At 51.4% G+C, this 21,029-nt stretch carries 24 protein-coding genes, 2 rRNA genes, 1 pseudogene and 1 riboswitch; of the genes and pseudogenes, 2 read left to right on the forward strand and 25 right to left on the reverse strand.

From position 1 onward, the window contains the following. Positions 1–87 precede the first annotated feature (87 nt). The 13 genes and pseudogenes from glmU to DL346_RS28090 form a co-directional block, all read right to left on the reverse strand. Positions 88–1,488 (reverse strand): bifunctional UDP-N-acetylglucosamine diphosphorylase/glucosamine-1-phosphate N-acetyltransferase GlmU, encoded by a 1,401-nt coding sequence (glmU, locus tag DL346_RS28030; protein WP_112885709.1) that lies wholly within the window; start codon positions 1,486–1,488, stop codon positions 88–90. 140 nt (positions 1,489–1,628) lie between these two features. Continuing rightward, positions 1,629–1,913: a septation regulator SpoVG gene (spoVG, locus tag DL346_RS28035; RefSeq protein WP_018759486.1), complete on the reverse strand. Its 285-nt coding sequence runs from the start codon at positions 1,911–1,913 to the stop codon at positions 1,629–1,631. 129 nt (positions 1,914–2,042) lie between these two features. Further along, positions 2,043–2,435: a RidA family protein gene (locus tag DL346_RS28040; RefSeq protein ID WP_112885710.1), complete on the reverse strand. Its 393-nt coding sequence runs from the start codon at positions 2,433–2,435 to the stop codon at positions 2,043–2,045. 27 nt (positions 2,436–2,462) lie between these two features. Next, positions 2,463–3,302: a pur operon repressor gene (gene purR, locus DL346_RS28045; RefSeq protein WP_112885711.1), complete on the reverse strand. Its 840-nt coding sequence runs from the start codon at positions 3,300–3,302 to the stop codon at positions 2,463–2,465. A gap of 83 nt (positions 3,303–3,385) precedes the next feature. Then, positions 3,386–4,240, reverse strand: coding sequence for a 4-(cytidine 5'-diphospho)-2-C-methyl-D-erythritol kinase (ispE, locus tag DL346_RS28050; RefSeq protein WP_112885712.1), 855 nt, complete (start codon positions 4,238–4,240; stop codon positions 3,386–3,388). Between the two features lie 334 nt (positions 4,241–4,574). Continuing rightward, positions 4,575–4,745 (reverse strand): annotated as a pseudogene (locus DL346_RS28055) (small, acid-soluble spore protein, alpha/beta type); the annotation flags it as partial. A 179-nt stretch (positions 4,746–4,924) separates the two neighbouring features. Continuing rightward, the gene (veg, locus tag DL346_RS28060) at positions 4,925–5,197 is read right to left on the reverse strand and encodes a biofilm formation stimulator Veg (protein ID WP_090985921.1); all 273 of its coding nucleotides are present in this window, start codon (positions 5,195–5,197) and stop codon (positions 4,925–4,927) included. A gap of 151 nt (positions 5,198–5,348) precedes the next feature. Further along, positions 5,349–6,224, reverse strand: a complete 876-nt coding sequence (gene yabG / locus DL346_RS28065) for a sporulation peptidase YabG (RefSeq protein WP_112885713.1) — start codon at positions 6,222–6,224, stop codon at positions 5,349–5,351. Positions 6,225–6,303: 79 nt separating this feature from the next. Beyond that, the gene (gene rsmA, locus DL346_RS28070; protein ID WP_112885714.1) at positions 6,304–7,206 is read right to left on the reverse strand and encodes a 16S rRNA (adenine(1518)-N(6)/adenine(1519)-N(6))-dimethyltransferase RsmA; all 903 of its coding nucleotides are present in this window, start codon (positions 7,204–7,206) and stop codon (positions 6,304–6,306) included. Further along, positions 7,203–7,763, reverse strand: a complete 561-nt coding sequence (gene rnmV, locus DL346_RS28075) for a ribonuclease M5 (RefSeq protein WP_112885715.1) — start codon at positions 7,761–7,763, stop codon at positions 7,203–7,205. Before rnmV ends, rsmA begins: the two co-directional genes overlap by 4 nt. Positions 7,764–7,879: 116 nt before the next feature. Beyond that, a complete protein-coding gene (locus DL346_RS28080; protein ID WP_112885716.1) occupies positions 7,880–9,028 on the reverse strand; it encodes a 3D domain-containing protein in 1,149 nt (382 codons plus the stop codon). 220 nt (positions 9,029–9,248) lie between these two features. After that, a riboswitch (cyclic di-AMP (ydaO/yuaA leader) is annotated at positions 9,249–9,484 on the reverse strand. Between the two features lie 185 nt (positions 9,485–9,669). Further along, a complete protein-coding gene (locus tag DL346_RS28085; protein WP_112885717.1) occupies positions 9,670–10,437 on the reverse strand; it encodes a TatD family hydrolase in 768 nt (255 codons plus the stop codon). A 22-nt stretch (positions 10,438–10,459) separates the two neighbouring features. Continuing rightward, a complete protein-coding gene (locus DL346_RS28090) occupies positions 10,460–11,776 on the reverse strand; it encodes an HD domain-containing protein (protein ID WP_112885718.1) in 1,317 nt (438 codons plus the stop codon). 276 nt (positions 11,777–12,052) lie between these two features. On the opposite strand from DL346_RS28090, the gene DL346_RS28095 reads away from it, so the two are divergent. Next, entirely contained in the window at positions 12,053–12,307 is a 255-nt protein-coding gene (locus DL346_RS28095) for an AbrB/MazE/SpoVT family DNA-binding domain-containing protein (protein ID WP_112885719.1), read from the forward strand. Positions 12,308–12,426: 119 nt separating this feature from the next. Here DL346_RS28095 and rsmI read toward each other — a convergent pair whose 3' ends face one another. The 10 genes from rsmI to DL346_RS28145 all read right to left on the reverse strand — a co-directional run bounded on the left by rsmI (position 12,427) and on the right by DL346_RS28145 (position 19,879). After that, positions 12,427–13,326: a 16S rRNA (cytidine(1402)-2'-O)-methyltransferase gene (gene rsmI, locus DL346_RS28100; protein ID WP_112885720.1), complete on the reverse strand. Its 900-nt coding sequence runs from the start codon at positions 13,324–13,326 to the stop codon at positions 12,427–12,429. Then, positions 13,323–14,105, reverse strand: coding sequence for a tRNA1(Val) (adenine(37)-N6)-methyltransferase (locus DL346_RS28105; protein ID WP_240633494.1), 783 nt, complete (start codon positions 14,103–14,105; stop codon positions 13,323–13,325). The genes rsmI and DL346_RS28105 overlap by 4 nt, the downstream gene beginning before the upstream one ends. A 77-nt stretch (positions 14,106–14,182) precedes the next feature. Further along, positions 14,183–14,548 carry an initiation-control protein YabA gene (locus DL346_RS28110; protein ID WP_112885732.1) on the reverse strand — a complete coding sequence of 122 codons (366 nt, stop codon included), beginning with the start codon at positions 14,546–14,548 and terminating at the stop codon, positions 14,183–14,185. Between the two features lie 73 nt (positions 14,549–14,621). Then, positions 14,622–15,422 (reverse strand): PSP1 domain-containing protein, encoded by an 801-nt coding sequence (locus tag DL346_RS28115; protein ID WP_112885721.1) that lies wholly within the window; start codon positions 15,420–15,422, stop codon positions 14,622–14,624. A gap of 3 nt (positions 15,423–15,425) precedes the next feature. Further along, entirely contained in the window at positions 15,426–16,403 is a 978-nt protein-coding gene (gene holB / locus DL346_RS28120; protein ID WP_112885722.1) for a DNA polymerase III subunit delta', read from the reverse strand. 22 nt (positions 16,404–16,425) lie between these two features. Next, complete coding sequence (locus tag DL346_RS28125) at positions 16,426–16,869, reverse strand: YaaR family protein (RefSeq protein ID WP_112885723.1); 444 nt, start codon at positions 16,867–16,869, stop codon at positions 16,426–16,428. A 16-nt stretch (positions 16,870–16,885) separates the two neighbouring features. Further along, entirely contained in the window at positions 16,886–17,215 is a 330-nt protein-coding gene (locus tag DL346_RS28130; RefSeq protein WP_090985945.1) for a cyclic-di-AMP receptor, read from the reverse strand. 73 nt (positions 17,216–17,288) lie between these two features. Next, the gene (gene tmk / locus DL346_RS28135) at positions 17,289–17,915 is read right to left on the reverse strand and encodes a dTMP kinase (RefSeq protein WP_112885724.1); all 627 of its coding nucleotides are present in this window, start codon (positions 17,913–17,915) and stop codon (positions 17,289–17,291) included. A 61-nt stretch (positions 17,916–17,976) separates the two neighbouring features. Beyond that, positions 17,977–19,491, reverse strand: coding sequence for an aminotransferase class I/II-fold pyridoxal phosphate-dependent enzyme (locus DL346_RS28140; RefSeq protein WP_240633495.1), 1,515 nt, complete (start codon positions 19,489–19,491; stop codon positions 17,977–17,979). 166 nt (positions 19,492–19,657) lie between these two features. Next, positions 19,658–19,879: a sigma factor G inhibitor Gin gene (locus DL346_RS28145; protein WP_420849616.1), complete on the reverse strand. Its 222-nt coding sequence runs from the start codon at positions 19,877–19,879 to the stop codon at positions 19,658–19,660. A gap of 190 nt (positions 19,880–20,069) precedes the next feature. Here DL346_RS28145 and DL346_RS28150 point away from each other — a divergent pair, with 190 nt between their 5' ends. Next, entirely contained in the window at positions 20,070–20,600 is a 531-nt protein-coding gene (locus tag DL346_RS28150) for a transposase (RefSeq protein WP_112885727.1), read from the forward strand. 84 nt (positions 20,601–20,684) lie between these two features. On the opposite strand, the gene rrf is transcribed toward DL346_RS28150, so the two are convergent. Together rrf and DL346_RS28160 are read right to left on the reverse strand one after the other, a co-directional pair. Then, positions 20,685–20,801: ribosomal RNA gene (rrf, locus tag DL346_RS28155) — 5S ribosomal RNA — on the reverse strand. A gap of 115 nt (positions 20,802–20,916) precedes the next feature. Then, a 23S ribosomal RNA gene (locus DL346_RS28160) occupies positions 20,917–21,029 on the reverse strand; the annotation flags it as partial.

Raw genomic sequence — 21,029 nt, forward strand, 5'->3', positions numbered from 1 at the left:
AAACCTCCAAAGAGTGTTGTGATTTCCATATATTCTTTCCCATTCCGGCTTCGAAATAAACGACTAAGATGAAACGGCCCAGGCGGACTACCCCTTCGCTTGGCTCTCTTTCTTCGCTTTCGCGCGGCCGCGCAGCTTCTCCGCATAGCCCGGTTTGTTGATTTGGCGCTCGCGGGCGATCGCCACATCGTTGTCAGGCACATCCTGCGTAATCGTCGAGCCGGCAACCACATAGGCGCCGTCGCCGATCTTCACGGGCGCGATCAAATTGACGTTGCTGCCGACAAACGCACGGTCGCCAATCTCGGTCAGCGACTTGTTATAGCCGTCGTAATTGACGGTAATCGCGCCGCAGCCGATATTGACGTCCTTGCCGACCTTCGCATCGCCGACATAGCTCAGATGCGAAACCTTGGTTCCCTCGCCAAGCTCCGCATTCTTGATTTCCACGAAATCGCCGATTTTGCAGCCAGCGCCTAGCTTAGTACCAGGACGCAGGTAGGCATACGGGCCTACCGCGCAATCGTCGCTTATCACCGACTCCACGGCATTGGAATGCTTCACGGTCACGCCGTTGCCGATTTGCGTATCCGTCACATCCGCATGCGGACCGATTGCGCAATCTTCGCCGATGACGGTACGGCCGCGCAGCACGGTGCCCGGATAAATCACGGTGTCCGAGCCAATCACTACGTCCGCTTCGATGTACGTTGCGGCCGGATCGATGATCGTTACGCCGTTGATTTGATGATTCCGGTTAATCCGCGCGCGCATGAGCGATTCCGCCTCAGCCAAGCCGACACGGTCATTGACGCCGATCCCTTCGGCAAAGTCAGGCGCACAGTAAGCGCCAACCGTCTCGCCGGCGTTCTTCAAAATTTCCATCACGTCCGTCAGGTAGTACTCGCCCTGCGCATTGTTGTTGGTCACTTGCTTCAATGCCTGGAACAACTTTTTATTGTCGAAGCAGTACATGCCTGTGTTGATTTCCGTAATCGCCGCTTGTTCCGGCGTGCAATCCTTCTGCTCCACGATGCGCAGCACGTTGCCGGCCTCATCGCGGATAATGCGGCCAAGCCCTTGCGGATTCGGCACAACAGCCGTCAGCACGGTTGCCGCAGCTTCCGTCTTATGATGCAGCGCAAGCAGCTCCCCGATCGTTGCCGCCGTGACTAGCGGCGTATCGCCATACAGAATAACCGTCGTGCCCGTCTCTTCGCCAAGCAGCGGCTCCGCCTGCTGCACGGCATGGCCGGTGCCGAGCTGCTGCTCCTGAAGGACAAACTCCGCGCCGTCCCCGAGGTACGCGCGTACCGTTTCCGCGCCGTGACCGAGCACGACGACCGTACGCTCGCAAGCGGCGTCCTTTACCGTCTGCAGTACATGCCCTACCATCGGTTTGCCGCACACAGGATGCAGTACTTTATATAATTTTGATTTCATTCGTTTTCCTTGCCCTGCTGCCAATACAATTGCCATTACTTTCAAAGGATGTCCCTCCTAGCTTTCTTACCCCTTCATAACGCATCGCTCATAAATGCTCTATTGAGCATATCGTATCTCCGGGCAAAAGAAAAGAGAGCCGTCCGTAAACGGGCTCTCTTTGCTCGACGTCCCAATGCTTTGATTTAGGCGCCTTCTTCGATAACCTCTTCTTCCGTCGCTGCACGTTCGTATTCTGCGAGGACGGCAGCTTGGATCTTCTCCCGTGTCGTCGAAGAAATCGGGTGTGCGATATCGCGGAATTCTCCATCAGGAGTACGCTTGCTTGGCATTGCCACAAACATTCCATTGTTTCCGTCTATCACGCGAATATCGTGAACGACAAATTCATTGTCAATGGTAATTGAGGCGATTGCCTTCATCCGGCCTTCGGAATTTACTCGGCGGAGTCTAACATCGGTAATTTGCATCTGTGTTCACCACCTTTGCCTATCAAAGACTTGGTGTATACTTCCACGTTTTGATGCGAATTCCTTCATGGATCTGGAAAATATCTGGCTATAATAAAAATATTTTTTAAAGTCAAATATTATCCTTTATCATTCGACTCCAATCGCCACGATCAGCTCAATTTCGACAAGAACGTCCTTCGGAAGCCGTGCCACTTCTACGGTTGAACGAGCCGGTTTATGGTCGCCAAAGTAAGATGCGTAGATCGTGTTGAGCGCTGCGAACTGATTCATGTCTTTAATGAAGACAGTCGCCTTGACTACGTCGGCGAACGAAGCGCCCGCCTCGGCAAGGACAGCCTCCAGATTGCGGAAAACCTGATGAGTCTGCTCTTCGATGCCGCCTTCTACGAGCGCGCCTTCCGCCGTCAGCGGAATTTGACCGGAAGTGAACAGCAAATTGCCAAGCTTCATCGCTTGCGAATACGGTCCGATGGCCGCAGGCGCTTTGGTCGTTGCTATAGGTTGCGGTTGTACTTTCATTGCCAATAAATCCTCCTCGATTGTTTGCTATGTAGCTTCCGTACGCGTGAAATAGTTACCCGGCACAACGGTCGTTTGTTTCGTTTTCATATCGACGGCCGTAAGCTTAGCAAGCGAAACGTAATCCTCAAGCAGCCGGTCCTCCGTTTCAAGCCCGCCCGATTCCACGAATACGCCGACCCCGGCGACCTTGGCGTTGAATTCGAACAGCAAATCCATCATCCCTTGGATCGTCCCGCCGGCTTTCATGAAATCGTCGATGATCAGAACCCGCGCATGCTCCTTCAGCGCGCGCCTAGCAAGCGACATTGTCTGGATGCGCTTATTGGAGCCCGATACGTAATTAATGCTAACGGCAGAGCCTTCCGTTACCTTATTGTCCCGACGGACGATGACGACAGGCAGGTTCATACAGGCCGCCGTTGCGTAAGCAAGCGGAATCCCCTTCGTCTCTACCGTCATAATGACGTCAATTTCCGAAGCCGCGAATGCGGTTGCAAACATGCGTCCGACATCCGCAAGCAAGCCGGGCTGTCCCAGCATATCCGTCATATAGAGATAACCGCCTGCGAGCACCCGCTCCGGCTGTTCCAATTGACGGCACACGCCGTTCATAATGGCCAGCGCCTCTTCATGTCCCATCTTCGGTGTATATTTCACGCCGCCGGCCGCGCCTGCAAGCGTATGCAGCTCGCCGAGCCCTTCTTCTTCGAAAACTTCTTTAATAATCGCCAGATCCTCGCTGATGGAGGACTTTGCCGATTGATAACGGTCCGCAAATGCTGTTAGAGATATTAACGTATGGGGGCGTGTAAGTAAGTATTGCGTCATTTCTACTAACCTTGCACTTCGTTTTAACTTCTTCACCGTGCATTCCCCCTACCTAAATCCGAATATTATAATGACAATATAACATTTTCATACGGATTTGATCAAGACGCACGTAGGCTTTATGTCAGCATTCTTACCACATAGACTTCTTTGCAAAAACCGCGAAGTCCGTTATAGATGCGCGATACCTTGGCTTCCTTGCTTACCAAGCCGAAAACCGTCGGGCCGCTTCCTGACATGAGGACGCCGTCTGCGCCAAGACGCTGCATAATTTCTTTCAATTGAAGCACCTCGGGATGGAGCTGCAGCGTAACGGTCTCCAGTACGTTGCCCAAGTAAGTGCAAACGTCGCTGAAAGAACCGTTCTTGATCGCATCCAGCATATCCGCCGTGGACGGATGGTGCTTCAACTCCGATGCGCGCAGTTTCCCGTACACGTCTGCCGTCGATACGTTGATCGGCGGCTTGGCGAGAATGACCCAGCATTGCGGCGGGTTGCTGATCCGTTCAAGTTTCTCTCCGCGCCCGCGCGCAATAGCGGTGCCGCCTGTGACGCAGAACGGCACGTCTGAGCCAAGCTCCGCGCCCAGCGTGCACAGCTCGTCCTCCGATATGCCCAGCTGCCACAGCCGATTCAGCCCGCGCAGTGTAGCCGCTGCATCGCTGCTTCCGCCGGCCAGCCCCGCGGCGACCGGTATTTTCTTATCCAAGTGGATATAAACGCCCTTGCGGACATTGTAGCGATCCTTGATCAGCCTTGCCGCTTGGAAAGCCAAATTCTTCTCATCAAGCGGAATGTACCCGGCTTGGCTCGATATAATGATCGTATCCCGCGGCAGCTCCTCCATCTCGAGCCGGTCCGCCAAATCGACCATCGTCATGATCATCTCGACCTCGTGAAAACCATCCTCGCGCTTTCGTTTGACATCCAGCAGCAGATTGATTTTCGCCGGCGCCTTTTCGTAAATCTTCATATGAGCCTCACCCGTCCGTTATCGTTAAACTTCACATATTATAACAAAAGGTCAAAAGAAAAGCTAAGAGCATTGAGCAGCCGCGGGACTGCCCATCATCTTAGCTTGACATAACCCTCGTTTATTGGGGGTGAAATTGAGAAGCTTGCTGCTGTGCGGCTTGCACGGCTTGATGCATGTAAGCCGGTACGGTGCTGGCAGCCTGTTGCCGCTGCGGCGTATTGCCTTGAGGCTGCATAAAGGGGTTGCGAGCCGTTTGCGGCCTATATGACGATTGCTGCGTCTGCGCTTGCATTTGCGGCTGATAACCCTGTTGCGCCTGCTGTGCGGCATACTGCTTGGCGGCGGCCTGTTCGGCAAGTTGAATCGCACGTTTCACCATATTGCCGGCATCCTTCGCTTTAATCCCGCCCCAGCCTTCCCGCTGCACGGTATCGTAGAAGCCCAAATCTTTAGCAAGCTCCTTCTTCAACTCTTCGCTCATCGTGCGGCGTCTGCGTGACATAAGCACTCTCCTCCTTCAGAAACGGGTAGTAACGTTAGTATGGTTGTTTTCATCGTAATCATACGGAGAGGGTCCCGTTCCCATGAGGCCGACTGCAGCGCAAAAAAAAGTGCAGAGCCCGCCTAACGCCGCTTTCACAAGCGCCGGGGGACTCTGCACAGTTCAGATTACAACTTATCTCATTGTATATACGTAATGCGTACCTGACCATCATCGCTGTCAACCGTCACTTCAACGGATTCCGTCAAAATATCGGCATAGCTGTACGAGACGCGCTTGAACGCATGCTGCTCCTGGTCAAGTCTGACAATAAATACAGAAGGGTAGATTTCTTCTAACACACCGGTCCGTTCAATAGTCTTTCGACGACCACCGTTTGCACGAAGACGTATTTTGGAGCCGACATGGGTTTCCAAACTGCGTTTGATTTCCAATAGCGCATTTTTTGCCATTGTGCACTACCACCTCTTTCCTTGTCCATTATAACCAAAAGGAGGTGGTTTGTCAAAAAATTATAATTATAACAGCGGTCTTAACATTGTGTCAATATAAAAAAGACTGTTTTTTACGGGATCACGTATATTTTATCCCGCGCCAGCCATATTATACAGTTGGTTTCACACCGGTCAACGTTTTGGGCTTCGGCAGACCGACCCGAAACTTCCCTAACGTTTCAATGCCTCCGACGCCGTCGATGCCGCTGATCGTGCCATGAATGACATCAGCCAGGTTGATGCTCTCCCTGTGGGAGGTGTAGCTGGCTTTGATGGCCACGTAGACCGGATCAAGCGCATGAATGAGCACTCTACTCGGAGAGCTTGCGAAGTTGGAACCATTCTGAAGCAGTGCTTCATAGTGGGATTGGCAAGCGCCGGCCACGACAATTAAACTGTCCTTGCTCTTCTCGTACTGACGGGCAATCCGCACGGCATTCACGAAATTTTGCGAGTTCTTATAGCTGGCCAGGTTTTGCAAATCATCCTGCATGCGGTTTTTGAGCACGCCGTCATGTCCGGTAATAACTACGATGTCCGGTTTGATCTGCGGGAGCAGCCGGTACACCACATCGGCCATCTGCGATTCATGCACATAGATCCCGTGAGCCGGGACGCGCATTTGCGTGTACAACTGCATGCTTTTTCTCATATAGTTGCTGTCCCCATCCAGATGAAGCACTCTTCCGGGCAACTCAAAATAAGGCTGGGGCTGACTTTGCGCACGCTGCAATTCACGCTCCATCATCTGCTGCTCGCGCTGCTCTTGCATCTTCATCGTAGATTCAGCGGCTTTTATCCGTGCCTGTCTCGCGACTGCGGAGGACTCCGGATCGCCTACAACGGACAAATCGACAATAGGGGCGTCTGCAAGCAGACGATAGTCGGTACCCTTCAGGATAGCTGTTTCTTCTTGAATTATCGCAACACGAAAAAGGACGTCCCCGCCATAGGATTTGCGGACGACCAGGTCCCCTTGCTTCATGGGCAAATCACCTCTTCGTCTATCCTATGGGGAGACGCCCGTCATGGTGCGCTCACTTTTATTTTTTGTCGCTGTTCATTTAGCCGTTACCGTTGTATCCGGCCTCCAGCAGCGCGCGGCTGAGCGCCGCAAACTCCGCCAGAGAGAGCGTCTCGCCGCGCCTGGACGGATCAATGCCGCAGCTGCCTAGCAGCGTGCCCAGCTGATCGCGGTTTGCCTTGCCTACGAAGGCGGTCAAGTTGTTGGCGATCGTCTTGCGGCGCTGCGCAAAGCAGGCCTGGACGGTCCGGAAGAAATGTGCCTCATCCTCGACTTCAACGGCCGGCTTGTCCCGAAGCGTGAGCTTGATGACCGCAGAATCCACATTCGGCTGCGGAATGAACACTGTATGCGGCACGATGCAGACAAGCTCAGGAACGCAATAATACTGCACGGCTATACTAAGGCTGCCGTAGTCTTTGCCTCCTGGCTTTGCTGCCATCCGCTGCGCGACTTCCTTTTGGATCATAACCACGATATGCTCAAGAGGCAGTTTCTCCTCCAGCAGCTTCATCACAATCGGGGTCGTCACGTAATACGGCAGGTTCGCGACGACGCTTACGCCAGACAGACCCGCGAACCGCTCCTTTATCAGAGCGTCAAGGTCGAGCTTCAGCACGTCGCCGTGCTCGACATGCACGTTCGGCGTATCCGCGAATACTTCCTTCAGGATCGGAATGAGCCGGTTGTCGATTTCCACCGCTGCGACCTTGGCTGCGGTATGCGCAAGCTGCTGCGTCAGCGCCCCGATGCCCGGGCCGATCTCCAGCGCCCCCTTCGACTCATCAAGCTCGGCAGCACCGACAATTTTGCGCAAAATATTTTGATCGATCAGAAAGTTCTGACCGAGGCTCTTCTTAAACGTGAATCCGTATCTGGCGATAATATCCTTCGTCCGCTTCGGCGAGCCTACTTCGGCCATCGCCTTCGTTCCCTCTGTCATCCTTTATCTCCTTCGCTCTCCATCGTATCCAGCGCCCGCATGAATTCCTCGCGCGTAATGCGAAACATCGAGCAGCGCTTAAAGAACTGTTTGCCGTTTGCATACCCGATGCCAAGCAAGTTCCCCATTTTCAGCCGTCTCTCAGACGCTTGCGGATGAACGAGCAGACCCGCCTGCATCAAATCCTCCATCGTCACCTCGGCAAGGCCGGCCGAGCCTTGCGCCGCTTCCGTACGCAAATTGGCGAGCGCCCGTCTGATCGCCTCCGGAGATGCGTTCTCTACGCCGATATCGCCTTTGTAGAGCGCCTCCTCCTGCGGTAAGAAGGCATGCTTGCAGCCCGGAACGCGCTGCGCGACGATTTTGCGGATTCGCTCTCCGGCATGATCGGGGTCGGTAAAGATAATAACGCCCCTGCGCTCCATCGCCAGCTCCACACGTTTCAGAACCGCTTCACCGACAGCAGAACCCCCGGTCTCGATGGTTTCCGCGTCGACGGCGCGTTTAATCGCAACCGTATCGTCCTTGCCCTCTACTACAATGATTTCTTTAATCATGGGACTCCATTCCTTCCCTTCCGACAAACATGCAAAAAGAAGAGGCAGCGCCTCTTCTTATAATGGCATATTTACATGCAATTTACGATAGGATGCTCCGTACCGTGACACTGCTCCTAGAGCGATTCAGGCTTCTTAGGCCCCAGTACATACACCGTGAAGCCCTGCTTCCGGCCGAATTTAGTGGCATACGACAAGCTTTCATAGAAAACGTCGATCTTGTTCCCCTTGATCGCGCTGCCCGTATCCTCCGCACGGCGGAAACCGATGCCCTCAATGTATACCCACCAGCCCATTGGGATCACCCTCGGATCAACCGCAATCGTCCGGCCTTCTGTTACGCGCGAACCAGACGCGGTGATGCCGTACTGCGGGTCGCCCTTACTCTTGCCAGTCGATTCTACGCCGGCCGTATACGCCGTAAGCGTTACGTTCTTGAGCACTTTCTTCGCGCTGAACGTTACGCCCCGCTTCGTCATTGTGGAAATATTCGGTGAATTCGCGCTAAGCGTCATCACCTTCGGCTCAGGCTTCTTCGTCCCGACCATCACGATTTGATCGACGGATGGCGATTCCGTCAGCTTCTCGACCATCGTCTGCGAAACTAACACGCCGTCTTCGAAAGTTTTTTCAAAACGTTTAACGACTGTGCCTTTTTTACCCGTTTGAATCGTCTTTTCCTTCCCGAGCGTTAGCTTCGGATCTTCTTTCTTCACAACGTTGAATGCAAGGGGATGAGTCGTTTCTGAAAACTTCTTGTCAATCCGTGTTACAGAAACAACCATATTCGGTTTAAGTTCCGATGATAGCGAAGGCACTACCTTATCTTGATTGCGGATCGATATATTAGCCTGATCGATTGCTCCCTGCACAGTTCTTTCTGTCGTGTACAACGTTCTTGCTTTGCCGTCAGCTTTTACAATCAGAGGCACCGCTTGATCGATGACGATCCGGTCGCCGTCCTTGATACCGCCGTCGAGCGGCATTGACACCTTGTCATAAGTGCCGATTGCAATAGCTTGTTCATCCAGTAGGCGTTGAAGGACCCATTGCTTCGTCGTTACAATGGTTTCTTGTCCATTCACTACTACGGACACGCGCTTATCAGCCGTTCCGTACAACAACACCAGAAACATGAAAGTCATAGCGATTGAGATCATGGCGCTTAGCACAATTAAACGCACGTTCTCATGCTTCCATCGCAATGCGAAAGACATGCTGGATGATCGTTTACCATGGGTGTCCTTAAGCTGGATTGCTCCCATTTCTTCGGTCCTCCTTACATAGCCCCGCCGCCTTTGTTACGCATGATTACATAGACGCGACTATTGAGATTTTCTTTCCAATTTCCCCTCAATCCGATTCCGTGATGCCCTAAATCGTCAGATTACGCATTGTTTCAAACAAAAAGAAGCCCGACGACAGAGGATCTGTTTCGTGGCTTCCCATTCGACAATGGTAGCATGGAACTTCATTCACGAGGTTGATCTCTCTAAAATGCGCTTGCGAGGTTAGCTGTCGGATTCGGGCGAGAGAGTCGCCCTATTCACTTACGGCACTATGTATCACAATCGTGGTATCACAATCGCTGCACCGGTCGCAAAATTCACCCCAAGAAGAAGTTCATGTCTATGGCTGTCTGTACCATGCCAGTGATACAAACAGTTTCAACAATTGGTTCCCCCGCTCTCCGAAATTCGGAGATTAAGCGTGTTATTGGAAAAGGAATACAAGTTTGTGTTGCTCTGAAATGAATCATACAGGTAACCGCAGCACATTGTAAAGAACTGATTAAGGACGATTTTAACGAATTTCAAGGAAAATAAGGCGGAAAGTAAGGAATTTCTTCAATCAAAATCACTTTTTTCACGGGAATGCTCCCAAATCCTTGCTTTCTATGTGATTTTCATGAGATTCCAAAACATCTCATCGCATTTTCCGTTGTTATTCTCCCAATTTCGTCCAAGCTCTTACCCGTTAATTCGGCAATTGTATTTGCTACAAGACGGACGAAAGAAGACTCATTCCGCTTGCCACGATGGGGATGCGGGGCTAGATAAGGAGCATCCGTTTCGATCAAAAGTCGGTCAAGCGGCACCCGTGCAAGCACTTCTTTAGGCACCCGTGCATTTTGGAACGTAAGCGGTCCCCCGAACGAAATATAGAAATTCATATCGAGGCACTGCTTTGCCGTCTCCCAGCTGCCGGAGAAGCAATGCATCACGCCGCCGACCTCCTTGGCCTCTTCTTCACGAAGCACCCGGACCACATCTTCGTGCGCGTCGCGATTATGAATGACGATTGGCATCCGTTTGGACTTGGCTAGCGCAATCTGCTCGCGGAATACGCGCTGCTGGACATCTTTCGGAGAGGTATCCCAGTGATAATCGAGTCCGATTTCGCCAATGGCTACCACCTTTGGATGGTCGCACAGCGATGCGATCCAATCCAGGTCTTCCGGACGCATATCAATGCTGTCGACAGGATGCCAGCCTACAGCCGCATAGATGAATGAATACTGCTCCGCAAGTGCCATCGTGGTCGGGATCGTTTCCCGGTTGAAACCGATATTGATAAGCTTATGTACCCCAGCGGCCTGGGCTCTTTCGATCACTTCTGCGCGGTCTTCGTCGAATTTATGCGAGTCTAAATGCGTGTGCGTGTCGATTAACATGATTAAACCGTTAAACCCCTTTCTACATAAAAGCAAATAATTCGCGTATATTCGCGGGCAGCCGGTGGGCTGATTCTCGAAGCGGTTCTTCTGGGTAATAGAGGTGGTACTTGCCTTGACGGATGCCGGTTATCGATTGGATGATATCGGAGCGGCTTGAAATCTCCGACAGCCGCTCATCGCGGCTCAGCAGCAGAATCGGCGGCTTTTCTTCTTTTCCCGCGACCGTCGTAGAGCCGGGACGATAAACATCGTAGGGCATGTCGTAAGGAAAGTCAATTTCTAGGTGATAGTCCGGATGCAGGCCGATTTCCTGCAGACAATCGCGGATTTGCTGCCACAGCTTCTCGTCGGGCGCATCCATCGTGACATATTTATAAAGCTTGCGGTCCAAGAAACGGCGGCACAGGTCGGACAGCACTGGATCGAGCTCATTCTGCCATTGAGCGAAGGCGGTTTGGGCAAGCGCCTCATCAAGCTCTAAATAACCTTCAATATCTATTGTGCCTGCAAGCAGCTTCTTTATCGGCTCCATAAGCGAGCAAAACTTATAACCACCCCCGTAAAGCTCCTTGGCTCTGCGAAATATTTGTCTTAGAATAATTTCCGAGCTTCTCGTGACAGGGTGAAAGTAAACCTGCCAATACATTTGATATCGGGACATCAGATAGTCTTCAACGGCATGCATGCCGCTTTCCTTGACGACGATTCGTCCTTGGTGAGGCCGCAAAACGCGCAAGATCCGTTCCAAATCGAAGGTGCCGTAATTAACCCCTGTATAATAAGCATCCCTTAGCAAGTAATCCATACGGTCAGCGTCCATTTGGCTGGAAACAAGGCTGACGACAATCGGCTGGCGATAGGTCTTGCAAATGACGGCGGAGATCCGCTCCGGATAGGTAGGGTCGAACTCGCGCAGCACTGCATTTATTTCCGTATTTTCCAGCAGGATGCGGCAGGTCCACTCCTCATGCTGGGTGTCGAACACATCTTCAATGGAATGAGAGAACGGCCCATGACCGATATCATGGAGCAATGCCGAGCATAAAGCGACAAGCTTTTCTTCTTTCGGCCAATCGCTGTAGCCGCTGCGCTCGAACTGCGAAATGATTTTGCGGGTAATCTCGTAGACGCCTAGTGAATGAGAGAACCGGCTGTGCTCCGCGCCGTGAAAAGTCAGATAGGATGTGCCCAGCTGGCGGATGCGGCGAAGCCGCTGAAATTCCTTCGTATTGATCAAATTCCAAATCAGATGATCCTGGACGTAAATGTACTTATGTACGGGGTCCTTAAATACTTTCTCTTCCGCAAGCCTGCCCTCCCGATTCCTTGTGCTCATGTCGAATCTCCCTCCCTCAAATTCAATAATTCGACACAAATTGTCGAATCGTTGTCGAATAATGTCGTCAACCTATTTCCAATCAATCATCAATTGCTATACTATAATTATGTAAGACATACGCTTATTTTAAGCGTAAATCGGCCCTAAGTGGTCACAATTACCGTTATTTGCAGGTTGACTATTTTGGGAAACGTTGGTATTATTAAGGCAATATATGATAGAATTTTGTCGAATAGTGACGAGTTATTTCATTGCGAAGGGGAAATCATAGATATGATGAAATCTACTGGTATTGTACGTAAAGTAGATGAGCTTGGCCGCGTAGTTATTCCAATTGAATTGCGCCGTACGCTAGGAATCGGCGAGAAGGATGCGCTTGAGATTTATGTGGATGGCGAGCGCATCATGCTGAAGAAGTACGAGCCTGCTTGCATCTTCTGCGGCAACGCTGAGAACGTCTCTTATTTTAAAGGAAAAATCGTTTGTAACGCTTGTTTGACAGAATTGCCGGCTCCCGTTACAAAATAAAGAGACAAATCTAGATTTATCGGTTATAATACATTTATCGACCTGTTAATTCTAACCTTTTTATATCTCCTTGATGCCTTCCTGAGCCATTCCGGTCAGGAAGGTCTTTTTTTTCTCTTCTATTTCTTCATCACTTCATTATATACATCGCGTTTTTGCATCCCACGATCAAGAGCAGTTCGCTTGATCGCTTCCTTCCGATCCTCGCCTTGCTCCTCGTAGCGGCTCACATGCTCCTCCAAGCTCAAGCTTTTCCACCATACGTCATCATCTTGCCGCAACTCCGCTGCTTCTTCCTTGCTAACGCCTGCTATAACCAGACAATATTCGCCTAGCGGCGGATGCTCCTCTAGCCATGCGATGCATCCGGATACCGTGCCGCGGGCAATTTCTTCATGCCGCTTGGTCAGCTCTCTTACCATGGCCATGTTACGATCACCCCAGTGTTCAAGCATGGCTCCAAGCGTCTTCATGATGCGATGAGGCGACTCATAACAAATCAGCGTCGCCTCCTGCCGCTGCAGCTGCTGCAACCATCCGGCAAGGGGCTTTCGGTCACGCGGAGGAAAGCCTGCGAACAGAAACTTCTCCGTCGATAACCCCGAGACGATCAGAGCAGACAGCGCCGCATTCGCTCCAGGGATCGGAACAACGGCAATACCCTTCTCGGCCGCCGCGGCAGCGAGATCGGCGCCGGGATCGGAAATTGCCGGCAGCCCGGCATCGCTTACGAGCGCGATCGATTGTCCGCTCTCCAGCAGACGAACGAGCTCTGGACCGCTCGCCTCCTTGTTATGCTCGTGATAGCTGACAAGCCGTGTCGAAATATCAAAATGCGAAAGCAGTTTGCGTGTCTGCCTCGTATCCTCGGCTGCGATCATGTCGACTTCTTTTAACGTCCGGATCGCTCGAAATGTCATATCCTCCAAATTGCCGATCGGCGTTCCTACTAAATATAACGTTCCCGCTCCGCCGCGCGTGCCATCGGTTTCGTTGCTGAAGCTCCGCTGTACCTTCATTTGACCGTATCCCCCTTTCCCGCTGCGTTTACCGCTTGATCACCGTAATAAATCCGCATTAATTCTTCATTATATTGCCGCTGCTCGTTATAGACGATCATAGGCGGCAGCAGCTTCACATCCGGCTTGCCGTCTCTGGCCGCTTCAATCAGCACCATATTGGCTTCCGCTCCTGCATGCGGATGAACGAACCGAATCCGCTTCGGCTCCAGCTTCCATTTGCGGAACGTTTCCAGCAGCTCAACTAACCGGTTCGGCCGATGGACCATTGCGACGCGTCCGCCTGTGCGAACAAGCCGGGCGCAGGCCGCTACGATATCATCAAGCGTCCCATTGCGTTCATGCCTTGCCATCGCAAAATGCTCATTCTCATTCTGATCGCCTGTACCTGGAGGCATATAGGGTGGGTTTACAGTGACAGCATCATACATGCCATGACCCACCTGCTTATGAAAATCGCGCAAATCCCCTTCATAAATATGAATACGTTCCTCCAGACCATTCACCTTCACGCTGCGTCTAGCCATATCGGCAAGCCGCGGCTGAATTTCCACCGCATCGATTGCCGCTTTCGTTCTGGTCGTGAGGAGCAGCGGTATAACACCGTTGCCAGTGCAAAGATCCAATATCTTGCCGCGCGGCGGCACTGCCGCAAACCGGGCCAGCAGCACCGCATCCATGGAGAAACTGAATACCTCTCTGCTCTGAATGATATGTAATTGATGCGTTAGCAAATCGTCAAGCCGTTCATTCGGCTCCAGTCTGACATCATTGACCACCGTTTATTCTCCTTAAGTCGACGTAATTCGAACCCGCTTTATATGCAAACAAGACCCTGATGAAGGGTCTTGTTTCTTTATTCCTTATTGAGAAACGAAAGGCAGAACAAACAGTCGCCTTCCGTCCGCAAATGTCCGTAATACAAATTGCAAATATGAAAGCCTTCATGATACAGTCTTGCCAAATTATCATAGCCTTGTCCGACGCCAACCGTGTCCGTTGCCGTGACCGGTTCTTCGTCTTCAGGCTCAGTATGATACTCGGCTTCTTCAACCGCCGGCAGCTTTGCCGATTTTGGCGACTGACTTGCGGTCTCCCATTTTAGTACTTTGCGCAGCTGCTGATTTTCTATGCTAAGCCGGTTGTTTTCCTCGAGCAGCGACTTAATTTTTTGCTTCATCGCGCCCAGTTCCAGATGCAGGTTTCCCATGTGGGATTCCATTTCGCTGATTTGGCTAAAAATGTCCTTTTTCAAGTCTCCACCCCAAGGCTATGCAGCTTCGGATTCGCTTTGCTTACTTCACAACAACATCGTCTAATGGCAATTCCTTCGGCTTTCCGCCCTCGAAGAGCTGCACAAAGACCGATTTGGTACCCGCATTGATACCGGTTACTTTACCTTCGCCATAAGATGTGACAACAATCTTGCCTATTGCCGGGAGTTCTTCGCGAACGCTCTCATAATTGTCGTGCTCGTATTTCAAGCAGCACATGAGCCGTCCGCAAAGTCCGGAAATCTTTGTCGGATTGAGCGACAAATTCTGATCCTTCGCCATCTTGATGGACACCGGTTCGAAATCGCCCAGCCAAGTCGAGCAGCATAGCACGCGGCCGCAAGGTCCGATGCCGCCAAGCATCTTCGCTTCATCGCGAACGCCGATCTGCCTTAGCTCGATTCTGGTGCGGAACACGCTGGCCAAATCCTTAACGAGTTCACGGAAATCCACTCGCCCTTCAGCCGTGAAGTAGAAAATGATTTTATTGCGGTCAAACGTAAATTCGACATCAACAAGCTTCATCTTCAGCTGATGGTCTTTTATTTTCTCAAGACAGGTCGCGAACGCGTTGCGTGCGGCTGTCTTGTTTTCTTCGACAATTTTGGCGTCGTTGTCACCGGCGATCCGAATGACTTTCTTCAGCGGAAGGACAACATCCGATTCTCCGACCTGCTTCTGTCCAACAACCACTTTCCCGTATTCTATCCCTCTTGCCGTCTCAACGATGACATGCTGGTCTTTTTCAATCGGGAAGTCGACCGGATCAAAATAATAGATTTTTCCCGCTTTCTTAAAGCGAACGCCAACGACGTTATACAAATTTCACCCCTCCTGTACACGGATTAGCAGCTGCTCAAGCGCCAATTGCGGCGAAACATGCGCCCGCATGCGTTTGCCTGCCTCAAGCGTATACTCCATGCATTTCACCCAGCCCTCAGCTGAACGAGAGTATGCATGTTTACCAATCCAATCAAGCTGATCTATAAAAACGAGTGCCTCGTGCCTTCCTGCTTGAAAATGAATCATATCTTTGTACCACAAAACGAGTAATGACAACAAAAGCTGAGGCTGTTCACCAAGCTCCGTTTTGAAAATATGCTGCTGCGCGGACATCATCGCCGCCGTAAATCGCGTGAGACTGTCCTTGCCTAATTGTATCACTACGTTTCTCATTTCTGCAAACCCATTCTGCTGGATAAGCGCCCTGCATGCCTCAAGCCCGGAAGCCAATTGAACGGCAGCACGAGCAGGCAGCTGAGGAACGCCCTCATCTGCCAACGTTTGCAGCATATCCTGCGGGGCAAGCGGCATAAACGGAACCCATTGAGTCCGCGAACGGATCGTCGGCAGCACCGCTTGTCCATTTTCGGTCAGAAGAATCGCCACGACGGGCGATTGCGGTTCCTCCAGAAACTTAAGCAAGCTGTTTGCCGCTTGAAGCGTCATCGTTTCTGCCCGCTGCACGATGTAGATTTTACGGGATGCAGCCGTATTTCGATAAGCGAGCTCTCTTTGAAGCTCGCGAATTTGATCGATCTTAATGGAACTTCCGTCCGGTTCAACCAGATGAAGATCCGGCTGGTTGCCATGCTCGAACTTTCGGCATTCCAAACATTCGCCGCAAGCGTCATCGCCGCCGCCCGTACAGAACAGCGCTTTGGCGAAGGCCATCGCCATCTTCATCCGCCCGCTTCCTGGCGGACCGCTAAATAGATAGGCATGCGAGACTTTGCCGCTTGTCAGCGCATATTGGAGAATGCGTTTCGCCTTCGGTTGCCCGGCAAGCTGTGCAATGCTCATGGTACGGATCCTCTTCTCTATACTAGAAAAACAAATTAATCAGCATTCCGCGAATATCCCCGATTTTCTGCAGCAGCTCGAGCCGCCCTTCTTCGGTTTCAAGCAGCTCCTCACCCACGGATACCAGCGAGGAGTCGATTTCCTCCAGCAATTTATACCTCTTCGTTCGGCCGCGGCGGTCAAACCCGCGCGTTTCCTTCAGGCCAACGCCGCGCCTTACGGTATCTTCAAGAAATTGCTTTACCATTTGACGATAGAGCCTCAGCTCCCTGACCGTCATCGAGCGTGCAAGCCGCTCGCCTTGATTATGAATGTTCTGCAGTTTCTCTTGCAGCTGTTCGATGGTCCGCTGCTCGTCATGTGAGCTCATGACGTCTGCGAAGCTCCTGAGCGCAATCGGTTTGGAGCCCGGATCCGGCCGCGTGCGGTCTGAACCTAAAGGCCGCCAGCCCGGATTAATTTTCATCTTTGGCCACGTCCAATCAGAAATGTTCGAAACGCTCTACCGGTACGACAAATACGGCAGCGCCGCCAACTTGAACTTCGACAGGAAACGGAATATACGCATCCGTTGTGCTGCCCATCGGAGAAACGGGTGAAACAAGCTGATCGCGAACTTTACAGTTAGAGCGGATAACCGTCATGACTTCATGAACCCGTTCATCCTCGATACCTATCATGAACGTGGTGTTGCCTGCACGCAGAAATCCACCGGTACTTGCCAGCTTTGTTGCTCGGAACCCCTCTCTGACAAGCGCGTTCGACAACCGGTTGCTATCCTTATCCTGCACAATCGCAATAACTAATTTCATCCATATCCCTCCAATTGTTTTCGAAAGACTAGATTACGCTATTACTATTTTGACATCGATTGTAAATAATCCTCTAAAATCGTTTATTTATTATAGCAAGAACATCCTTTAGCACGTTTTCCGGCGTCTGTTCGGCATCAACCCGCACAATTCGGTTCGGATCGGCAGCCATCAGCCGTCGATAGCCCTCGCGAACCTTCTCATGGAAGGCCATGCTCTCCAAATCAAGCCGGTTAATTTCACGTCCGGCCGTGGAATTGATTCGAGCCAATCCGGCTTCTGCGGAAATATCCATCCATATGGTCAGATTCGGCATAGAGCCTTCGATGGCAAATTGGTTGATCGACCATACTTCTTCAATGCCGAGACCGCGCGCGTAGCCTTGATATGCCAAGCTGCTGTCGACAAAACGGTCGCAGATCACGACTTCGCCTCTGGCTAATGCCGGATGAACTTTCTCAACCAGATGCTGCCGTCTGGCAGCCGCATAGAGAAGCGCCTCCGTCCGCGCGTCCATAGCTGTATTGGTCTTATCGAGAATAACGTTCCGGATTTGCTCGGCAATCGGAATGCCGCCCGGCTCCCTTGTCATCATGACGCTTCGGCCTTGCGCACGCAGCGCCTGAGCGACACCTTCAATAAGGGTTGTTTTCCCGGCTCCTTCGCCGCCTTCAATTGTCAAAAACCAACCTTTTTCCACAAAAGTACTCCTCTGTCTGTTAATACCCTAATCATATCAGAGCCAATCATAGGCGTAAACGCTAGCCAGTCCGCAGTACGGTGATCGTTCGCATCGTCGGATCTGTCGCTCCTTGGCACCTTGCGCCATGCTCCGCCAGCTGCTGAATCGCGTGAATCGTCTCGGCCGAAATACGCTCGCCTTCATATAGAATTGGAATTCCAGGCGGATAAGGAATAACAGCTTCAGCTGCAAATCGGCCCTCAGAATCCGCAAGCGCGATGATTTCAGCCCCAAAACTAGCGTGCTTTGCGCCCGTTCGCGTAAACTCGATCGGCTCCGATAAACCTTGACTTTTATCGATCGAAAGGTTGACCATTTCTTTTGGCACGAGACCTTCTTTGTCCGCTTCATTCGCTATTGCGGTCAATGCTTCTTGAAGCTTCTCGACATCGGATACCGAAGCAGCAAGACCGAACAGCAAAACGGCAAAGTGGAGATCCGCCATCTCAGCATAAATCCCGTACTTCTCCAAGTGCTGCTGCAGCTCAAAACCGGAAAGCCGGCCTGACGCTTCCCGAATGACAACCCGTAGAGGATCAACCTGAATCGGCACCGCGCCATTTTCCTTCAACGGATCCGCTGCCAGCGCATATCTCGCAGTTTGATGACTGACCCATTTTCTGAAATCCGCTGCTGCGTCTAAGCCTTCCCGGAATAAATCGCTGCCGTAAATTTGCAACATTGCCCGGGTAATATCAAGTGAAGCCATGATCGGATATGAAGGACTTGAGCTCTGGACCATTCGCAGCGATTCGGCAATCGCATTGCGGTCTATTCGCTCCCCTTGCACATGCAGCATGGCCCCCATAGTGAGAGCCGGCAATGTTTTATGCGTCGACTGAACGACAGCATCCGCACCGGCTTGCATCGCGGAACGCGGAAATTGCGGATGAAGCCCGTAATGCGCGCCATGCGCTTCATCGACCAGCAGCAGCTTGCCGTGTTTATGAATCAGATCGGCATAAGGCGCCAAATCCAGACTTAAGCCATAGTAGCTCGGATTCGTAAGGAATACGGCTTTCGCCTCCGGATAGTTCAACAAAGCCGATTCGACTTGGCCGAGTGTCGGCAGAAGGCTCAAATTGCTCTCTAAGTCCCTCTGAGGCATCATGAACACCGCTCTAGCTCCCGCTAGCTTTAAAGCGTTCAGCACCGATTTATGGGCGTTACGCTGCACGATGATTAGATCCAAAGGCCTACAAACAGCCAAAATCATGGCCAAATTCCCCGATGTGCTCCCGCCTACCAGGAAAAAGGTCTTATCAGCGCCGAACGCATTAGCCGCAAGCGTCTGCGCCTCCTCAATGATCCCTGACGGCGCATGCAGATCATCGGTTATCGAGAGCTCCGTCACATCAATCGCCATTATGCCTCTGTAAGACTTAATAGCATCCTCATTCATATCGGTCAACCGAATAAGCGATTGGCCATATTTATGCCCCGGCACATGATAGCTTGCCGGTCCGGACCGCTGCAAGGCAGTTAAGGCTTCGAATAGCGGCGCATGCCACTGTAGGTTAAGACTTTGTGCCAAGCAAGCTTCCCCCTGATTCAACAAGTTGTTTTTATCATCATAATCCATAATGGCGACAACATAAACCTAGTCCATCCCGATACAAAATAACCCCTAACCTTCTCAGCCGATTCCTGCTCGAGACGATTTAGGGATTATCGTTGATTGCTGATCCTTCTTTGTAGTTTCATGCATTGTTTTGGATCCAGATACGTTTTAGTTGATGAATGAAAAATGGATATTTCGCATCCTGCACTTCCGTTTGCACCATTTCGACCTCGCAGGAATCACAAATAAATTCGTCTACGATCCGAATGCCTACATGCTTCTCTTGGCCGCAAATAATGCATGAGTTTCCCGTAACCTCTTCCATCACTACGCTCACCTCATCCAAGTGAAAATATGTCATTGCTTCTAGTATGCCACAAAGTCTATCAATCTATACGACTTTCATAGCCCATTTCAAATAGTAATACAGTTTATGTCGGAGCGCCCAGATTGGTGACGGCAGGCTTGCACTTCTTTCGTAGGGAAGTCTACATTATTACGCGGAACATTCCGATACATTGTGTTAGAAGGCAGAAAGGCGTTGACACCATATGCGCGGAAAGCTAGCGGACCAAGATAAAGCGACAATCTATCAATATCAGTTGATTCAAAAAGTTCTCGTTCGTGATGAGCTGCGAAAAAGTCATCTCACCATTCTTGCGATCCTGTCCATCTTCCTGCTGATCATGTACAGGCTGGATGGCATAAAGGCGCTGGGGATCGGGATCACGGGGGCTTTGTTTATCCATTTTATCATTACGCGTCTGACTCTGATAAGGGTAGACGAGCCGGACGATCGGCGTTGGGGCTGGCGCATGATGGCGCCTTGGTTCGGTTATGTCCCGACGGCACACATCGAGCTAGGCTTGTACCGCAGATTGCACCGGCATCTCTTATGGCTCGGACTTTGCGCAATCGGCGTGTTCTATCCTTGGGCCAACGAACCGACCATGATCAGCCTAATTATGTGCCATATTTGGATTCTCGCGCCTAGGCTCGTCATCATGCGCAAACTCCGCCAAGCTCATAGGAATGGCGTACTTCGTATCGCAGGTACCGATGTCAGCTATTATCATCGATAATCGGATTGGAATCCGAAGCCGATGATGATAGCTGATTTTATTACAACAAAAAACCGACCATATCGGATATGGTCGGTCATTCGTGCTTGGCAACGTCCTACTCTCCCAGGACCCTGCGGTCCAAGTACCATCGGCGCTGGAGGGCTTAACGGTCGTGTTCGGGATGGGTACGCGTGGTTCCCCTCCGCCATCGCCACCAAACGTGTTCGGCGGATGACTGGTTGATCATCCTTATTGAAGCTGCAAGGCTTGCGCCCTGAAAACTGGATACGAACCTTTGCGAAGGTTTCTTGCTTAGCTGTTTATTCGAAGTATTTAGGATAAGCCCTCGACCGATTAGTATTCGTCAGCTCCACACATTGCTGCGCTTCCACCTCGAACCTATCAACCTGGTCGTCTTCCAGGGGTCTTACTAATTGGGAAATCTCA

This window comes from Paenibacillus montanisoli (genome assembly GCF_003268025.1).
Taxonomy (GTDB): domain Bacteria; phylum Bacillota; class Bacilli; order Paenibacillales; family Paenibacillaceae; genus Paenibacillus_Z; species Paenibacillus_Z montanisoli.